This is a genomic window from Mycobacterium sp. (assembly GCF_032162105.1).
In the GTDB taxonomy this organism is placed as follows: Bacteria; Actinomycetota; Actinomycetes; order Mycobacteriales; family Mycobacteriaceae; genus Mycobacterium.
The window spans coordinates 1-16182 of the sequence record NZ_JAVRPS010000555.1 but is presented as its reverse complement, the minus strand read 5'-3'; the positions used below and the strand labels follow the sequence as shown (position 1 = coordinate 16182).

Annotated in this window: 5 protein-coding genes; 4 read left to right on the top strand and 1 reads right to left on the bottom strand. The window is 64.9% G+C overall.

Going from position 1 to position 16182, the window contains the following annotated elements:
• Positions 1 to 9751 (bottom strand): SDR family NAD(P)-dependent oxidoreductase (locus QOC69_RS28435; protein ID WP_526445868.1); only part of this gene is annotated, 9751 nt, incomplete at its 3' end.
• Between the two features lie 231 nt (positions 9752 to 9982).
• Here QOC69_RS28435 and QOC69_RS28430 point away from each other — a divergent pair.
• The 4 genes from QOC69_RS28430 to QOC69_RS28415 form a co-directional block, all read left to right on the top strand.
• A complete protein-coding gene (locus tag QOC69_RS28430; protein WP_526445867.1) occupies positions 9983 to 11404 on the top strand; it encodes a condensation domain-containing protein in 1422 nt (473 codons plus the stop codon).
• A gap of 33 nt (positions 11405 to 11437) precedes the next feature.
• Positions 11438 to 14437, top strand: a complete 3000-nt coding sequence (locus QOC69_RS28425) for an MMPL/RND family transporter (protein WP_526445866.1) — start codon at positions 11438 to 11440, stop codon at positions 14435 to 14437.
• Positions 14438 to 14494: 57 nt separating this feature from the next.
• On the top strand, positions 14495 to 15607 hold the full coding sequence (pe, locus tag QOC69_RS28420; protein ID WP_526445865.1) for an acyltransferase PE: 1113 nt from the start codon (positions 14495 to 14497) through the stop codon (positions 15605 to 15607).
• 55 nt (positions 15608 to 15662) lie between these two features.
• Positions 15663 to 16182 (top strand): AMP-binding protein (locus QOC69_RS28415; RefSeq protein ID WP_526445864.1); only part of this gene is annotated, 520 nt, incomplete at its 3' end.

Sequence of the window (16182 nt, the reverse complement as noted above, 5' to 3'; positions counted from 1 at the left end):
GGCTGTTGAGCACCACGTCGACGCCGGCGCCGTCGGTATCGGCCAGGATCTGGTCAGCGAAATCCGTTGTGCGCGAGTCGTAGACGTACTCCACACCCATTTGACGCAGTGTCGCGCGTTTGAAGGTGCTGGCCGTCGCGAAGACCGTTGCACCGCACTGCTGTGCCATTTGGATCGCTGCCAGGCCGACGCCGCCGCTGGCGGCGTGGATGAGCACGCGGTCACCGGGTCGCAACTGCGCCCAGTCGAATGCGAGTCGGACCGTGAGCGCCGCGGCGGGAATGGTGGCCGCATCCACCGCGCTCACCCCGTCGGGAATGGGCGCCAGCAACTGGACCGGCACGTTGAACCGGCTGGAGAAGGCGCCCTGCATGAAACCGTAGACGCGCTGGCCGACTTCGAGTCCGGTGACGCCGTCACCCAACTGTGTGACGACGCCGGCGAAGTCCCCGCCGATCGGTCCGGGATCACCCGGGTAGAGCCCGAGCACGTTGAGCACGTCGCGGAAGTTGAGACCCGCGGCTTCCACCCGGACCTGTACGTAGCCCGCAGCCGGCAGCGGCACGTCCGTCTCGGTCAGCCGCAGGTTGTCGATCGCGCCGCGTTCGGTGGGCGCCAAGACGTAATCGCCGCCGCGCGGCACCGTGAGATGACCGCTGCGCGCCCATGGCAGCAACCGCGAGGCCAACAGCTTGCCTTGGCGCAGTGCGAGTTCCGGTTCTTGGAGGGATGGGTCCGGTGCGGCGATCAAATTGGCCAGTGCGTGCACGGCCTCCGGCGATCCGTCGCAATCGACGAGTCGGCAGTGCAGCGCCGGCTCCTCGTTGATCGCGGTGCGACCGAACCCCCACAGCGCAGCCTGCACCGGGTCGACCGGCTCGCCGGATTCGCATGCCACGGCCTGCTCGGTGACGATCCAGAGACCATTCGGAAGTTTCACGCTGCCGCTTTGTGAGCCGCCCTGCACGGTGTGCACGGCGCTCAGCAGGTTGGCGAGCTCGGTCTCGAGTCGGGGGTCCCCGCCTTCCGAGCCGGCTCCTTCACCTGCGCTCGGCCCGGTACTGCGCCAGACGACGCCGGAGAACCCCATGCCGCGATGGTGCGCCTGTGCCAACAACTGTCCGAGCAGCGCTGGATCTGTGGTCCGGTCGAAGGGAATGCAGCCAGGCACCATGTCGGCCAACGCATCGAAATTGGCGATCAACCAGGTGCCGTTCGCGTTCTCGGCGCCTTCGCTCGGCGCCGGCGGTGGCACCTCGTGCCAGCCAAGGGTGTACAGCAGTCGGGTGACATCGCCGCCGAGCCCGCGTAACAACGCCTCGCGAGGCGCGCGCTTGACCGTGAACTCGCGAATTCCACCCAGCTGGCGGCCATCCCGGTCGACGAAATCGAGGTCGAAGACCTGGGTTTCGCTGTCGAGGGCGCCTGCGTGCCACCTCGCCCGGCAATAGAACCGCCGAGGCATCTTCTCGCGCAGCGTCACTTGCCCGTACCGCAACGGCAAGTACAGATCGTTCACGCCCTGTTCGGCCGCGAGTAGTGCCGGGAACGCCGGGAAGGCGACTCCGGTGCACAGGTCCATCAGCACCGGATGCATCGGCTCGGTTCCGAGATGTTCGGTGAGTTCTTCGCCGACGACGATGTCACCGATCGCCTCACCCTCACCGAGCCACAGCGACTTCAGCGAACCAGACCAGGTTGGCCCCCATGCCAGTTCCAAGTCGGCGAAGGTCTCGAACAGATCCTGCGGACGCATGCGGTTCAGTCGCTCGATTGCCGCGTCGACGGGCTCCGCCTGCTCGGAGACCGGTTCGTCGATGATGTCGGAGACACCGGTGACGATGGTGCCTTCGGCGTTCAACGACCATTCGGCGCCGCGTTCACCGTACGGGCGGCTGTGCACCTTGAAAGTCGAACTGGTGCCGTTCTCCAGTGGATGCAATGTCAGTTGCACCTCGCGAGAACTCTTCTCGGGCAAGATGATCGGCTCGTAGAAGAAGACGTCCTTCACTCCGGCCGGCAGACCAACGGCGGCCAGGGCCATCGCCGCATACGTCGCCCCGGGAACGACCACGGTGCCGTAGATGACGTGATCGGACAGCCATGGCTGCGACTTGACGGACAACCTGCTGGTGTAGACGGAGTCGCCCGAGGCAAGGTCCTTTGCGCTACCGAGAATCCCTGAAACAGCGGAACCGTAACCATCGGAGCCGGCGATGCCGGACGTCTTGGGCCAGAAGCGGCGGCGCTGGAACGGATAGGTGGGCAATTCGAGTCTGCGACCTGGCCCACGATGCAGACTGGCGAAATTGGGCCGGTGGCCGCCGACGTAGGCCGCCGCCAGCGCGTCGGCGATCTGGCGCCGGTCTCCAACGCCTTTACGCAGCGAGACGATCGCCCGCGGCGCGGCCAAGTGCTCCGGCCAGACCTGCACCGCAGCCCCGGTCAGAACTGGTTGCGGACCGAGCTCCATCAACACCGTGCATCCCAGCCCCGCCACGGTGCGCACACTTTCGGCGAACTGCACCGGCTGGCGGGAATGCCGCCGCCAGTACCCCGCGTCGAGCGGGGTTTGGGCCGTGAGCACCGCGCCGGTGCGGTTGCAGACCAGCGGCAACGTCGGGACGGCGAACTGCAACTGCGCTGCGTACGACTCGAATTCGTCGAGCACCGGATCCAGTAATTCCGAGTGGAAGGCGTGGCTGGTGTCCAGCCAGGTGCAGCGGATCCCCTCGTCGTCGAACTTGGCGACTACCTGTTCCAGATCCTCACCAGGACCCGACAAAACGGTGTTGGGTCCGTTGTAGGCGCCGATGGATACTCGCGGGAACTCGCCGGCGATCTCCTCGACGTGCTTGGCGTCGGTGAAAACCGCCACCATTCGTCCACCTTCGGGCAAGCTGCCGAACAGCCGGCCGCGCTCGGCCATCAGCCGTGCGCCATCCTCGAGGCTGAAGACTCCGGCCACACATGCCGCTGCATACTGGCCAACGCTGTGTCCCAACACCACGTCGGGCTCGATGCCCCACGACTGCCACAGACGGGCCAGGCCCATCTCGACGGCGAATAGAGCCGGTTGCGCAAACGACGTGTGCCGCAGTGTTTCTTGGGCGTCCTCCGGCACTCTGCGATCGGTGGCGAACATCACCTCCAGCAACGGGCGCGGCAGCATGCCCTCGATCGCGTCCGCGCAGGCCGTCACGGTCTCGGCGAAGACCGGCTCCGTTTCGAACAACTCACGCGCCATGCCCGGATGCTGACTGCCCTGCCCGGTGAACAACCACGTCGTCGTCGGGCGATTCGTGTGCTCACCACGTACGACACCCGGTCGCAGGCGGTTCTCGGCCAGCTCGGCCAGGCCCTGACGCGCACCCTCGACCGAATCGACGACCAGCGCGGCGCGATGTTCGAAGTGCGAACGGCCTGCCCCAGCGGTGAGGCATACGTCGGCGAGGTCGACATCCGGGTGGGCGGTCAACCAGTTGTCGTAGCGTTGCGCCAACGCCACCAGTGCATCCGGTGACCGCGCGGACAGCGCCAGTACGTTGACGGCAGGCTGCGTGTCAGCGTCCAGCTCGGTGGTGACCGCGACGTCGTCAGCCGAGTCTGCCGATTCCTCATCGGTGATCGAGGGTTGCGGGGGCGCCTCCTCGATCAGCACGTGCGCGTTGGTGCCGGTGAATCCGAAGGAACTCACGCCTGCGCGTCGCGGCCTGCCGTTGGCCTGCCACGGAATCGCCTTGTCCACGACCCGCACCGGCAGTGAGTCCCACGGAATGTGCGGCGACGGATTGTCGAAGTGCAGGCTTTGCGGCAGCATTTCGTGCTGCATTGACAACACGACTTTGATCAGACCTGCTGCGCCAGATGCCGACTCCGTGTGACCGATATTGGATTTCACCGATCCCATCAGCAACGGGCGGTCCGCGTCACGCGACCCGCCGTAGGCGGCCGCGGCGGCCTGCACCTCGATCGGATCGCCCAGCGGGGTGCCCGTCCCGTGCGCCTCGAGGTAGTCGACATCCCCGCCTGCCAGACCGGCGCGAGCCAGCGCCGTCCCGATAAGCCGTTGCTGTGCACCACCATTGGGAACCGTCAAACCACTGGATGCGCCATCCTGGTTGACCGCGCTGCTGGGAATGACCGCGCAGACCCGATCGCCATCGCGCACCGCGTCGCTCAGCCTCTTGAGCACGAGGATTCCGCAGCCTTCACTGCGCACGTAGCCGTCCGCGGACGCGTCGAACGTCTTGCATCGCCCCGCTGGCGAAAGCATCCTGGCGCGTGAGGCGGCTACGACCGTCACCGGACTCAGCAAGACGTTCACACCGCCGGCCAACGCCAAGTCGCAGTCACCGGAGTGCAAAGCCTGGCAGGCCTGATGGACGGCCACCAACGCCGAGCTGCAGGCGGTGTCGACCGCCATCGCCGGTCCTTCGAGTCCCAGCGCGAAGGCAACCCGACCGGAAATGGCGTTGAGCGCGTTGCCAGTGATGAAGTACGGCTCGATTTTGTCGATCGACTCCGACGACAGCAGATGGGCATACTCGTTGGCGGCGACTCCCATGAAGATGCCGGTTTGGCTTCCGCGCAAGGCGGCTGGCGAGTATCCAGCCCTTTCGAGGCCCTCCCATGCCGTTTCGAGCGTCAATCGCTGCTGCGGCTCGATCCAGACAGCCTCGCGGGGGGAGATGCCGAAGAATTCAGGATCGAATCCATCGATTCCGTCCAGGAATCCGCCGAAGCGCGTGTAGGTCTTGCCCCGAGCCTCTGGATCGGGGTCGTAGAACTCGTCGATGTCGAATCGGTCCTCAGGGACTTCCCGGATCGCGTCGACACCGCCAGCGAGTACGTCCCAGAAAGCCTCGGGGTCGGGCGCGCCGGGGAAACGGCACGACACCGCGACGATCGCGATGGGTTCGTCTGCGGGCGTTGTCGCCACTGACGCGGGCTGAGGTTTGGTGGAAGCCTGCTCGCTGAGCCCGAGCACCTCGCCGAGCAGGTAGTTGGCCGCGTCGGACACCCGTGGGTGATCCATCACCAGGGTGATCGGGATCTCCTTGCCCACCCCTTGTTCGATGCGGCGCCGCAATTCGACGGCCATCAGCGAATCCATGCCGAGGTCGAAGAACCCCTCGTCTTCGCGGATCTCCGCAGCATCGACGCGCGTCACCTCTGCCACCGCGTCGCGCAGGTAATCCGTCATGAGCTTCTTGCGCTGCTGCACTGGAGCATTGGTGAGCCGCTCGACGAACGGATTCTTTCCGGACACCGTTGGGACCGGCGCCGTCTCGGGCACCTCGCGCTCGAACTCGGCCAGGAATGCCCGTCTCCCCGCCTGCTGGTAGAGCGGCAGGAAACGGGCCCAGTCGATCCGGGCCACGACTCCCTGTGCTGGGCCCTGGGCACCAGAGGCTGCCACGACATCGGCCAGGCCTGCCAGTGCATCGGCAGGTGACAATGTCCGGACGCCTCGCTTATCCAGTCGCGCACGCGACTCCGCATCGGCCATGCCCGCCGACCAGGGACCGAAATTGACGCTGATCCCGGGGATGCCCTGCTCCCGCAGGCGCCAGGCCAGCCCGTCGAGGAAAGCGTTGGCCGCGCCGTAGGCGGTCTGACCGAATCCGCCCCATACCGAAGCGATCGAAGAGGTGCTGATGAAGAAGTCCAGCTGCAGGTCGGCGGCTGCTTCACTCAAATGCCAAGCACCCCAGACCTTCCCAGCGAAGATGCGATCTACTTCGGAGTCATCGAGGTGGCTCAACGCAGTGGTGCCAAGCTCCCCCGCGGCGTGGACGATGCCGGCCAACGGCGGTAGCTCGGCCCGGACGGTAGCCAAGAGGCGTGCGACGTCATGCGCATCGGCGACATCGGCAGCGATGATCCGGAATTCGCAGCCGTGCTGTTCGCCAAGTGCGTCGATGCGCTGTTGCGCGGCATCGCTTGGCGCGCGTCGGCTGGTCAGCACCAGGTGCTTGGCGCCATGCGCGGCCAGGTATCCGGCGATCTCCAGCCCTATGGATCCGAGGCCCCCGGTCACCAAATACGTTGCGCCATCGCGCAGTTCCAGCGGCGTGGCGTTGGGCTGCCCAATCCGTCGGACCAGCCGGGGAACATAGACCGCTTGTTCGCGCAGCGCGATTTGGTCTTCCCTGGAGGCCGACTCGCGTGGCGTCGCCACCACGTGGCTGACGAACCGTGACCATTCGTCGGCTGTGACTCTTCCCGTCGCTTCGCTCGCCCCGGTGCCTGCCGACAAGTCGGCCAGTCCGCCCCATACTTGCGGAACCTCCAGCGCGGCGGCACGGCCGAATCCCCACAGGCAACTCTGATCTGGCGACACGGTGTCCGCGTCGGTGACTCGTTGCGCGCCGCGGGTCACCAACCAGATGGGCCTGCGCAACTCAGCGGCGATCGCGGCACGGAAGATCCGCCGTGTTCCGCCCAGGATCTCGTGTTGCATCCGCAACAGTGACCGCATCGATGGTGCACCGCCAGAGTCGAGGGCGGCGAAATGCACGATACGTGTCGTCGGATCGTCCGCTGCCGCAGCGCGCAACGCGACCGCGAGCTGTTCCTCGTCCGCGTCGGATGCAGGCAACCCGACGATCCGATGCCGGTCGCCACGTGCAGTCAGCACGTCGACCAGAGGCTGGACGGTGTCGGGGTCATCGCCGATGAGGATCCAGGCGGATCCCTCGCCGGTTTCCGCGCTGGAGTTCCGAGCAGTGGATTTCTCCCAGCGGAACTCGTAGCGGTCGTCCGCTTTTGCCTGGGTCGTCCGTTGTTGGTTGTGTTGTGCCGCAAGCTTGGTCAGCACATTCAGGGTGTAGTGGTCGCCGCTCGCACCGTTGAGTAGGGTCGCGAGTTCTTCGATCCGGCCATCCTCGAGAAGGCGGACGGCCTGGGTACGCGCGGCGACGGGCTGTTGTTGGTTGGCGGGATCTCGATTGTCTCGAAACCAGTACTGACGATGTTCGAACGGGTAGGTGGGCAGGTCGAGCTTTCGCGCATGCGACTGCCGGAATGCGGCGAATGCGGGCAGGTGGCCCAAGACGTACGCGTCGGCGACGGCTTCGGTGATCTGTCGGTGGTCGGCGGTGTTTCGACGCAGAGACGCTATCGCCCGTGGTGCGGTGGCCGGGTCAGGCCATGCCCGCAGGGCAGCGGCGGTGAGCACCGGTTGCGGGCCGATCTCGAGCAATACCTTGCAGTTCATCTCGGCAAGGGTGTGCACGCTCTTGGCGAACTCCACCGGTTGGCGCGCGTGACGGCGCCAGTACGCGCCATCGAGTTTCACGCTCCTGCCGAGCGCGGCACCGGTGCGGTTGTCAATCAGAATCCGTTGTGGCGGGGCGAAATTGAACCGCTCAGCATACGACTCGAATCCGTCGAGGATCGGGTCGAGCAGCGCCGAGTGGAACGCGTGGCTGGTGTCCAGCCAGTCACACCGGACACCATCGTCCACCAGCCCGGCCACCGCCTTCTCCAGATCCCGTGCGGGTCCCGACAGCACGGTGTTGGCGCCGTTGTAGGCCGCAACCGACAGAGTCGGGAACTCGTCGGCGACGCTCTCGACACGCTCGGCGGCGGCGAACACAGCGACCATCCGACCACCCGCAGGCAAGCTGCCGAAGAGGCGGCCGCGCTCGGCCATCAACAGCGCGCCGTCCTCGAGGCTGAACACGCCCGCGACGCAGGCCGCCGAGTACTGCCCGACGCTGTGGCCCAGCACCACGTCGGGTTCGAAGCCCCGAGATTGCCAGAGCCGAGCCAGGCCCAGCTCCACCGCGAACAAGGCGGGCTGTGCGTAGGAGGTCTGCCGCAGCGCTTCTTCGCTGTCCGGGCCGTCGGAACCTTCTCCCGTCGCTTCGGTCGCCCCAGTACCGAAAATCACGTCCAGCAAAGGCTTTTCGAGAACGCCAGCGACCGCCGCCGCGCAACGATTCAGCGTCTCCGCGAACACGGGCTCGGTGTCGAACAACTCCCGGGCCATACCGGAGTACTGGCTGCCTTGACCGGTGAACAGCCACGCCGTCTTCGGCGTGTCATGGGATTCTCCGCGAACCAGACCGGGTGCCGGCCGGTCGTCCGCGAGCGCGCCGAGTAGCTCGATGGCAGATTCTCTCGAATTGACCACCAACGCGGCCCGGTGCTCCAAGTGCGCACGACTCACCCCGGCGGTAAAGCACACGTCCGCCAAGGTGGCCTCCGGGTGTGCGCTCAACCAGCTGCGGTATTGATCGGCGACCTGCAGCAGTGCGGCGGGCGTCCGCGCAGAGAGCGGAAGAACGCTGAACCGCGGAGCCGCCCCGGCGGCGACATCCAACCGCGGAGCCGCCCCGGCGGCGACATCCTGCCGCGGCGCCGCCCCGGCGGCGACATTCGACCGCTGCTCCCTGGACTCCTCGACCGCAGCGGCTGCTTCCTCGGGTGCCTCCTCGAGGATGACGTGCGCGTTGGTCCCGGCGAATCCGAACGAGCTGACGCCCGCAATGCGTGGCCGACCGTTGCGCTCCCAGGGGGTGGCCTCCTGCACGACCTGTACCGCAAGGCGGTCCCAGGGAATGTGGGGCGACGGGTTCTGAAAGTGGAGGTGCTGCGGCAACAACTCGTTCTCGAGCGACAGGATGACCTTGATGACACCCGCGATACCCGCGGCTGCTTCCAGGTGTCCGATGTTCGTCTTCGCCGAGCCGATCAACAGCGGCCGGCTCGCCTCGCGGCCAACGCCGAACACCGCACCGGCGGCCTGAGCCTCGATCGGATCGCCCAGCGAAGTCCCGGTGCCGTGTGCTTCCAGGTATCCGACGGCACTGGGTGCGACGCCGGCGCGCTTCAGCGCATCGCCGATAACTCGTTGCTGGGCAACGCCGTTCGGCACCGTCAAGCCACCCGATGCGCCGTCCTGGTTGATCGCGCTACCCCGGATCACGGCGCGAATCCGGTCACCGTCCCGAATCGCGTCCTCGAGCCGTTTGATGACGATCACGCCGCAACCCTCGCCGCGCACATAGCCGTCAGCGGCCGCGTCGAATGTCTTGCATCGACCGTCGGGAGCCAGCATGTGTGCATGGGAGAAAGTGATCATGGTCGCCGGGCTGAGCAGGACGTTCGCACCGCCGGCCAGCGCGAGGTCACATTCTCCCAAGCGCAGCGCTTGGCACGCCTGATGGATTGCCACCAGCGACGAGCTGCACGCCGTGTCGACGGCGACCGCGGGACCCTGCAGCCCCAACCGATAGCTGATTCGCCCCGCTCCTGCGGCATTCGACGTCCCGATGGCCACGTAGGCCTCAATCTCGCTGTAAGTCAGCTCATCGGAAACCATTCCCAGATAGTCGTGGGTGGCCAAACCCACGAACACACCAGTGTTGGTATTGGCCAAAGCCGTTGGCGCGGTGCCCGAATGCTCCACCGCACGCCACGCAGTCTCCAGCAAGAGTCGGTGCTGCGGGTCCATCATCCTGACCTCGCGCGTCGACATACCGAAGAACGGAGCGTCGAACCCCGTCACGTCATCGACGAAACCCGCACGACGGGTTACGACCTTGCCGGGCACACCGGGTTCTGGGTCGAAGAATTCGTCGACGTCCCAGCGGTCCTTGGGCACCTCTGATATCGCGTCCCGGCCCTCGCGCAGCACGTCCCAGAACGCATCGGCGTCCGGGGCGCCCGGGAAACGCGCTGCATAGCCGACGATTGCAAATCGCTGGGCCGGCTCGATCGGATGTGCGGCGGAAACCATTCGGTTGCGCTCCTTGCATCGGCGGTCAGAATGTGACGGAGGACACCTGTAGCGCCTGAAGATCCACTTCGACGGAACACTATTGCATGTCCACCTGACGTGCGCGGTGTCGCTGTCCTGGGTGCGACCGGCGCCGGGCGACTGCCCTCGAACCGAGGGTATGTAACCGAGGGTATGTTGAGCCACGAATGTTGCCGGACCCGGGGCCGGCCAATCTGGGAGGACGACGTATTGCGCATCGGGAAGATCACGGTTGGCGCACTTGACGAATGGGCGTTGAATCCTGGCTCGGTCACCTCCTGGCATCCGACAGCCGAGGCTCGGGAAGGGGCGCGACGAGCGCCGGTCAGTTCGGTGCCGGTCAGCTACATGCAGCACCAACATCTTCGTAACTACTGCGAACGGGCGGCCGCGGGACTGAACTTTTCCCGGCAAATCATCGCTAGCTGTGAGATAGCCGGCCAGTGCGATGTTTCTGCCATGGATCACGCCGTTAACGCATACCTACGTCGGCACGACACGTTCCGCAGTTGGTTCGAGCAGTCCGGTGATGGACAGTTCATCCGGCATGCCATCAACGATCCGGCTGACATTGAATTCGTGCCGATCGATCAGGGCAACATGACGGTCGACGAAATACGCGCTCACGTCGTCGCCATACCAAATCCGTTGGAGTGGGGCTGCTTCACCTTCGGCATAATCCAGAACGAGAACGACTTTACGTTCTTCGCCGCCATGGATCACGTGCACGGGGATGCGACGTTGATCGGCACGACGATGATGGAAGCCAACGGAATGTATTCGGCGATGAGCGGAAGCGGCCAAGCCCTTACGTTGCCCGATGCCGGTAGCTTTGACGATTTTTGTGTCCGCGAGCGCGAGTACACGTCAGCGCTGACCGTTGACTCGCCGGATGTACGCGCGTGGATTGACTTCGCGGAGAACAACGGTGGTGGCTTTCCTGAATTCCCGCTTCCGCTGGGTAACCCCCTGAAATCGACCACCAGTCAGATGACCTCCGAGCTAGTGATGGACACGGCACAAACGGAACGCTTCGAAGCAGCCTGCACGGCGGCCGGCGCGCGCTTCGTCGGCGGCTTGTTCGCTTGTCTCGGCCTGGTGGAGCACGAGTTCACCGGTGCTCTCACGTATTACGGGCTTACTCCGAGGGATTCCCGCACGGCCGGCGACAATTTCATGACGCAGGGTTGGTTTACCGGCTTGATCCCGATCACCGTCCCGATCGCGGCGACCTCTTTCAACGATGCCGCATACGCAGCGCAGGCCTCTTTCGATTCGAGTCTGGGCATGGCGAGAGTGCCGTATTACCGCGTATTGGAGTTGGCGCCAGAGTTGAACTGGCCACAGCCGAACTTTCCGGTGTCGAACTTCTTCCACGGTGGCGCTGCTCCGCTCAACGCCATCCTCGCAGCGGCCGACATGGGCCTTGCGAACAATGTCGGAATCTACCCCGACGGCCGATTCTCATATCAATTGACGATCTACACCTTCCGGTACGGGGAGGGTACGGCCATGGCGATCATGCATCCAGACAATCCGGTCGCCAAGAAATCGGTTACCCGCTATATGGAGGCGATGAAGTCGGTGTCCGGACGCGTCGCTGACAGTGGGCACTGGGGACGCGTCGCATAGCGTGGAGCGATTCCGGGCGAGGGCGAGGGTGATATGAGACGGCTAGCCGATCTCGTGGTCCGGTGGCCCTGGGCGGTGATAGCGGTTTGGATCGTGATGGCGGCCGCCCTGCCGCTGGCGTTCCCGTCGCTGGGCGAGATGGCTCAGAAGCATCCGCTCGCCATCTTGCCCAGCGATGCACCGTCGAGTGTCACCGCTGCAAAGATGGTCAAGGCGTTTCACGAGCCGGGCAACGACGACCTCCTGTTGGTGGCGTTGATCAACGAGAACGGGCTGGGACCCGACGACGAGGTCACCTACCGCAAGCTCGTGGACGCACTGCACGATGACCAAGCAGACGTGGTGACGGTGCAGGACTTCGTCGCCACGCCACAACTGCGACAGTTCCTGACGAGTCAGGACAAGAAGACCTGGGTGTTGCCGGTCGGCCTCGCGGGCGAGTTGGGCACGCCGCGGTCCTTCGACTCATTCAACCGAGTGGCCGACATCGTCGAACGTAGCGTCGCCGGCAGCCCCATGACAGTGCACCTCACCGGTCCCGCGGCCACCGTCGCGGACCTCACCGTCGCGGGTGAACGGGATCGCCTACCGATCGAGCTCGCGATCGCCATCCTGGTGCTCGCCGTGCTGTTGCTGGTCTACCGCAACGTGGTCACGATGCTGCTGCCGTTGGTGACGATCGGATCGTCCCTGGTGATCGCACAGGCAGTGGTGGCGGCCTTCTCCCAGTTGACTGGGGCGGGCGTCTCGAATCAGTCGATCATCTTCCTGAGCGCGATCATGGCCGGCGCAGGAACGGACTACGCGGTCTTTCTCATCAGCCGTTATCACGACTACATGCGGTCCGGTGCGGACTCCGACCAGGCGGTCAAGGCGGCAATGATCTCGATCGGGAAGGTGATCACCGCATCCGCCACCACGGTGGGGATCACTTTCCTCCTGTTGAGCTTCGCCAAAATGGGAGTGTTCAAAACGGTCGGAATCTCGTCGGCGATTGGCATCGGCGTCGCATTCCTGGCCGGAGTGACTCTGCTCCCGGCGATTCTGGTACTCGCCGGGCCGCGCGGCTGGGTCAAGCCAAGACGCGAACTGACTACTCGGTTCTGGCGACGTTCCGGCATACGAATCGTGCGCAGGCCGGTCGCACATCTGGTTGCCAGTTTGCTCGTCCTGGCCATCCTGGCCAGCCTCGCGATGTTCGCCAATTACAACTACGACGATCGAAAGGTCGTGGCGGCGTCGGCGCCGAGTTCGGTCGGGTACGCCGCGCTGGAACGCCATTTCCCCATCAGTCAGTCCATTCCCGAATACATCCTGGTTCAGTCGCCGCAGGACCTGCGTACCCCGCGGGCTCTTGCGGATCTGGAGCAGATGGCTTCGCGCGTCGCACAGTTGCCCAACGTCGGTCTGGTCAGCGGCATCACCCGACCCCTTGGAGACGTGCCGCCGGAGTTTCGGGCCACGTATCAGGCCGGGCTCGTCGGCACCCGGCTGGCCGATGGCTCGAACCAAATCGGGCAGCGCACCGGCGACCTCAACCGACTGGCAGCCGGGGCCAACACGCTGGCCGACAGCCTCGGTGACGTGCGCGCACAGATCAACAAAATCGTGCCGAGTATCCAGAGTCTGGTCAGTGAGTTCACCTCGATGAGGACCCAATACGGTGGGGACAAGCTGGTGCGGGACGTCGATACCGCCGCCAAGCTCGTCGACAGCATCAACGCGCTCGGCAACTCCATGGGCGTGAACTTCACCGCCGGCAAGGACATTTTCGCCTGGATAGGCCCGGTCCTGACGGCGCTTCAGGGCAACCCGGTCTGTGACGTCGATTCCTCCTGCAGCGCCACGCGAAACCAGTTCGAGCAGCTCGTCGCGGCACGCAACGGCGGCAACCTCGACCAGATCAACGACCTCGCGCACCAGTTGCAGGGCTTCGGTGACAGGCAGACGCTGAACGCGACGGTGAACAAGCTCAATAGCGCACTCAACAACGTCGCCAAGGCGGTCAACGCCATGGGCCTGGACAAACCCGGTGGCCCGCAGGCGGGCCTGGCCCAGCTGAAGCAAAACGCCGACCGCCTCGCAGGCGGAAGCCAGCAAGTGGCGGGCGGAGTGGACCAACTCATCGATCAGATCAAACTGGTGGCGTCCGGACTCGACGAGGCATCGGCATTTCTGTTGACGATGAAGAACAACGCCGCGGACCCCTCACAGGCTGGGTTCAACATTCCGGCCGAAGTGCTGAATCTGGCGGATTTCCAGAAGGCCGCCAAGGCGTTCATCTCACCAGACGGCCACTCGGTGCGGTACCTGGTTCAAACCAAACTCAACCCGTTCAGCTCCGAGGCGATGGATCAGGTCAATGAGATCAGTGACATCGCTCGTGGCGCCCAGCCGAACACCACACTGTCCGACGCCACGATCTCGATGGGCGGGTTCCCCGCCGCGCTGCGGGACACACGCGACTACTACGAGCACGACATCCGGTTCATCATCGTCGCGACCCTCATCGTCGTCCTGCTGACCCTGATGATGCTGCTGCGTGCGATCGTCGCACCCCTTTATCTCGTTGGTTCCGTGGTGATTTCCTATTTCGCGGCAATCGGCATCGGCGTGTGTGCGTTCCAATTCATCCTCGGCCAAGAGTTGCATTGGAGCGTGCCCCCGTTGGCCTTCGTGGTGCTGGTCGCAGTCGGAGCCGACTACAACATGCTCTTGGTGTCGCGAATGCGGGACGAGTCTCCGCACAGCATGCGTTACGGCATCATCCGCACTCTGAGTTCGACAGGCGGTGTGATCACCGCGGCGGGGCTGATCTTCGCCGCATCGATGGGCGGGCTCTTGTTCTCGAGCATCGGTATCGTGATCCAGGGCGGTTTCGTGATCGCAGTGGGAATCCTGCTGGATACCTTCGTGGTGCGCACCATCACCGTGCCTGCGATCGCCGCGCTGGTCGGGCGGGCGAACTGGTGGCCGTCAGGAGTGGGCATGCGGCCGTCGACGCCACGGGCACCGGCCGAGCAGGCGAGTTAGCGGAGGCCCGCCATGTATGTGAAACTACGAAACGAAACCGAGCGGTCAGGAGTAGCGATGAAGAAACTCCTTACGGTGCTGGTTTGTGTCAGCGTCACAGGGTGTTTCGGCGTCGGGAGCGCGACCGCCGATAACTCGCTGGCCCCAGGGCAGCCGGCGCCAGGGACGCCAAACCCCGGGACCGCGTACGCCCTGGGCGGCGCCCACGTGCTCGGTATTCCCTATGACGAGTACATCCGTCGCACGGGCGCGGACTGGTTCCCGGGTATGAAGCGTCAGAAGGTCGACTATCCCGCAGGACAGATCCAGGGCCACGTCCTGGAGCGCCTGTTCCCCGGCATCGGCCGGGTGGGGGAGGAGATCTATCCCGGCATCGGTTTGGACGGCCCCAGCATCGGCGAGTCGGTCGACGAGGGAGAGGTCAACCTCGATACCGCCATCCGCAACGGTGGCCCCGGGCGGGCAATGGGGCTGTCCGAGGGAGCGCTAGTGCTCAACGCCGTGAAGGCACGGCTGGCCAACGATCCGACCGCTCCGCCGCCCGATCAACTGAGCTTCGCGACGTTCGGCGACCCCCTCGCGAAGTCCCCCTTCGGGGAGAGTTTCCTGACCCAGATGTTCCCCGTCGGCAGCGTCGTGCCCGCGATGGACTACCGAATCCCAGCTCCGGTGGAGAGCCAGTACCACACCGACCAGTTCGTCTCCGCCTACGACAGCATCGCCGACTTCCCCGACCGGCCGGACAACCTGTTCGCCCTCGCCAACTCGATCGCCGGCCTAGCCACCGGTCACACCGCGATTGCGTTCACCAACCCGAGCAATGTGCCGCCGCAGAACATCATCACGACGGTCAACTCAAAGGGTGCGACGACGACGACGTACATGATCCCCGAGCAGCACCTTCCCCTGGTGCTGCCCTTCAAGTACCTCGGGTACCCGGAGGACACGCTGAATCAGCTCGATGCGATATTGCTGCCCAGGGTGAATGCGGGCTATTCACGAAACGACGATCCGGCGACCGCACCGGTGCAGGTGGACCCGGTGCGCGGCTTCGACCCGGCGAAGGTCACGGCGCCGGCCAACGATGCGACGTTCGGCGGCGGTGGCGATCCCATTTCGACGCTGGTCAACGGGGTCACGTCCATGCTGAACCCTCACGGCGCGGGCTGACGACGACGCCAAGCCGACCGATTCGACGAGTTAGTACGGACGTGATGTGACGCTTATGACGCCGAAGCCCCAGTCATCCATTCTCTCGTTGCTGCACGGGCGGGCCAGCCTCCGGCCCAATGACGTGGCATTCACCTTCACCGACTACGCCCTCGACCCGGCGGGTGTTGCCGAGAGTCTCACGTGGGCGCAACTGTCCCACCGCACGATGAACGTGGCACGCGAGCTCAGCCTTCATGCGTCGGTCGGAGACCGGGCCGTGATCCTGGCTCCGCAGAGCCTTGACTACATTCTGGCTTTCCTGGGATCCATGCAGGCTGGGCTGATCGCGGTGCCGCTCCCGCTACCGCATCGCGGCTCGAGTCACGAGCGTGTGGGCGCGATCTTTGCCGACACGTCGCCCGCGGTCGTGCTCACCACCTCGGCGGTCGCTGGCGATGTCGGCGAATATGTTGATCAAGCACGCCTGGACGCTGTTCCGAAGATCGTCGAAATCGATTCGATGAATCTGGACGCCGAGCTCGGACCAAGCATCGAGACGGCTGATGTGCCCAGCATCGCGTATTTGCAGTACA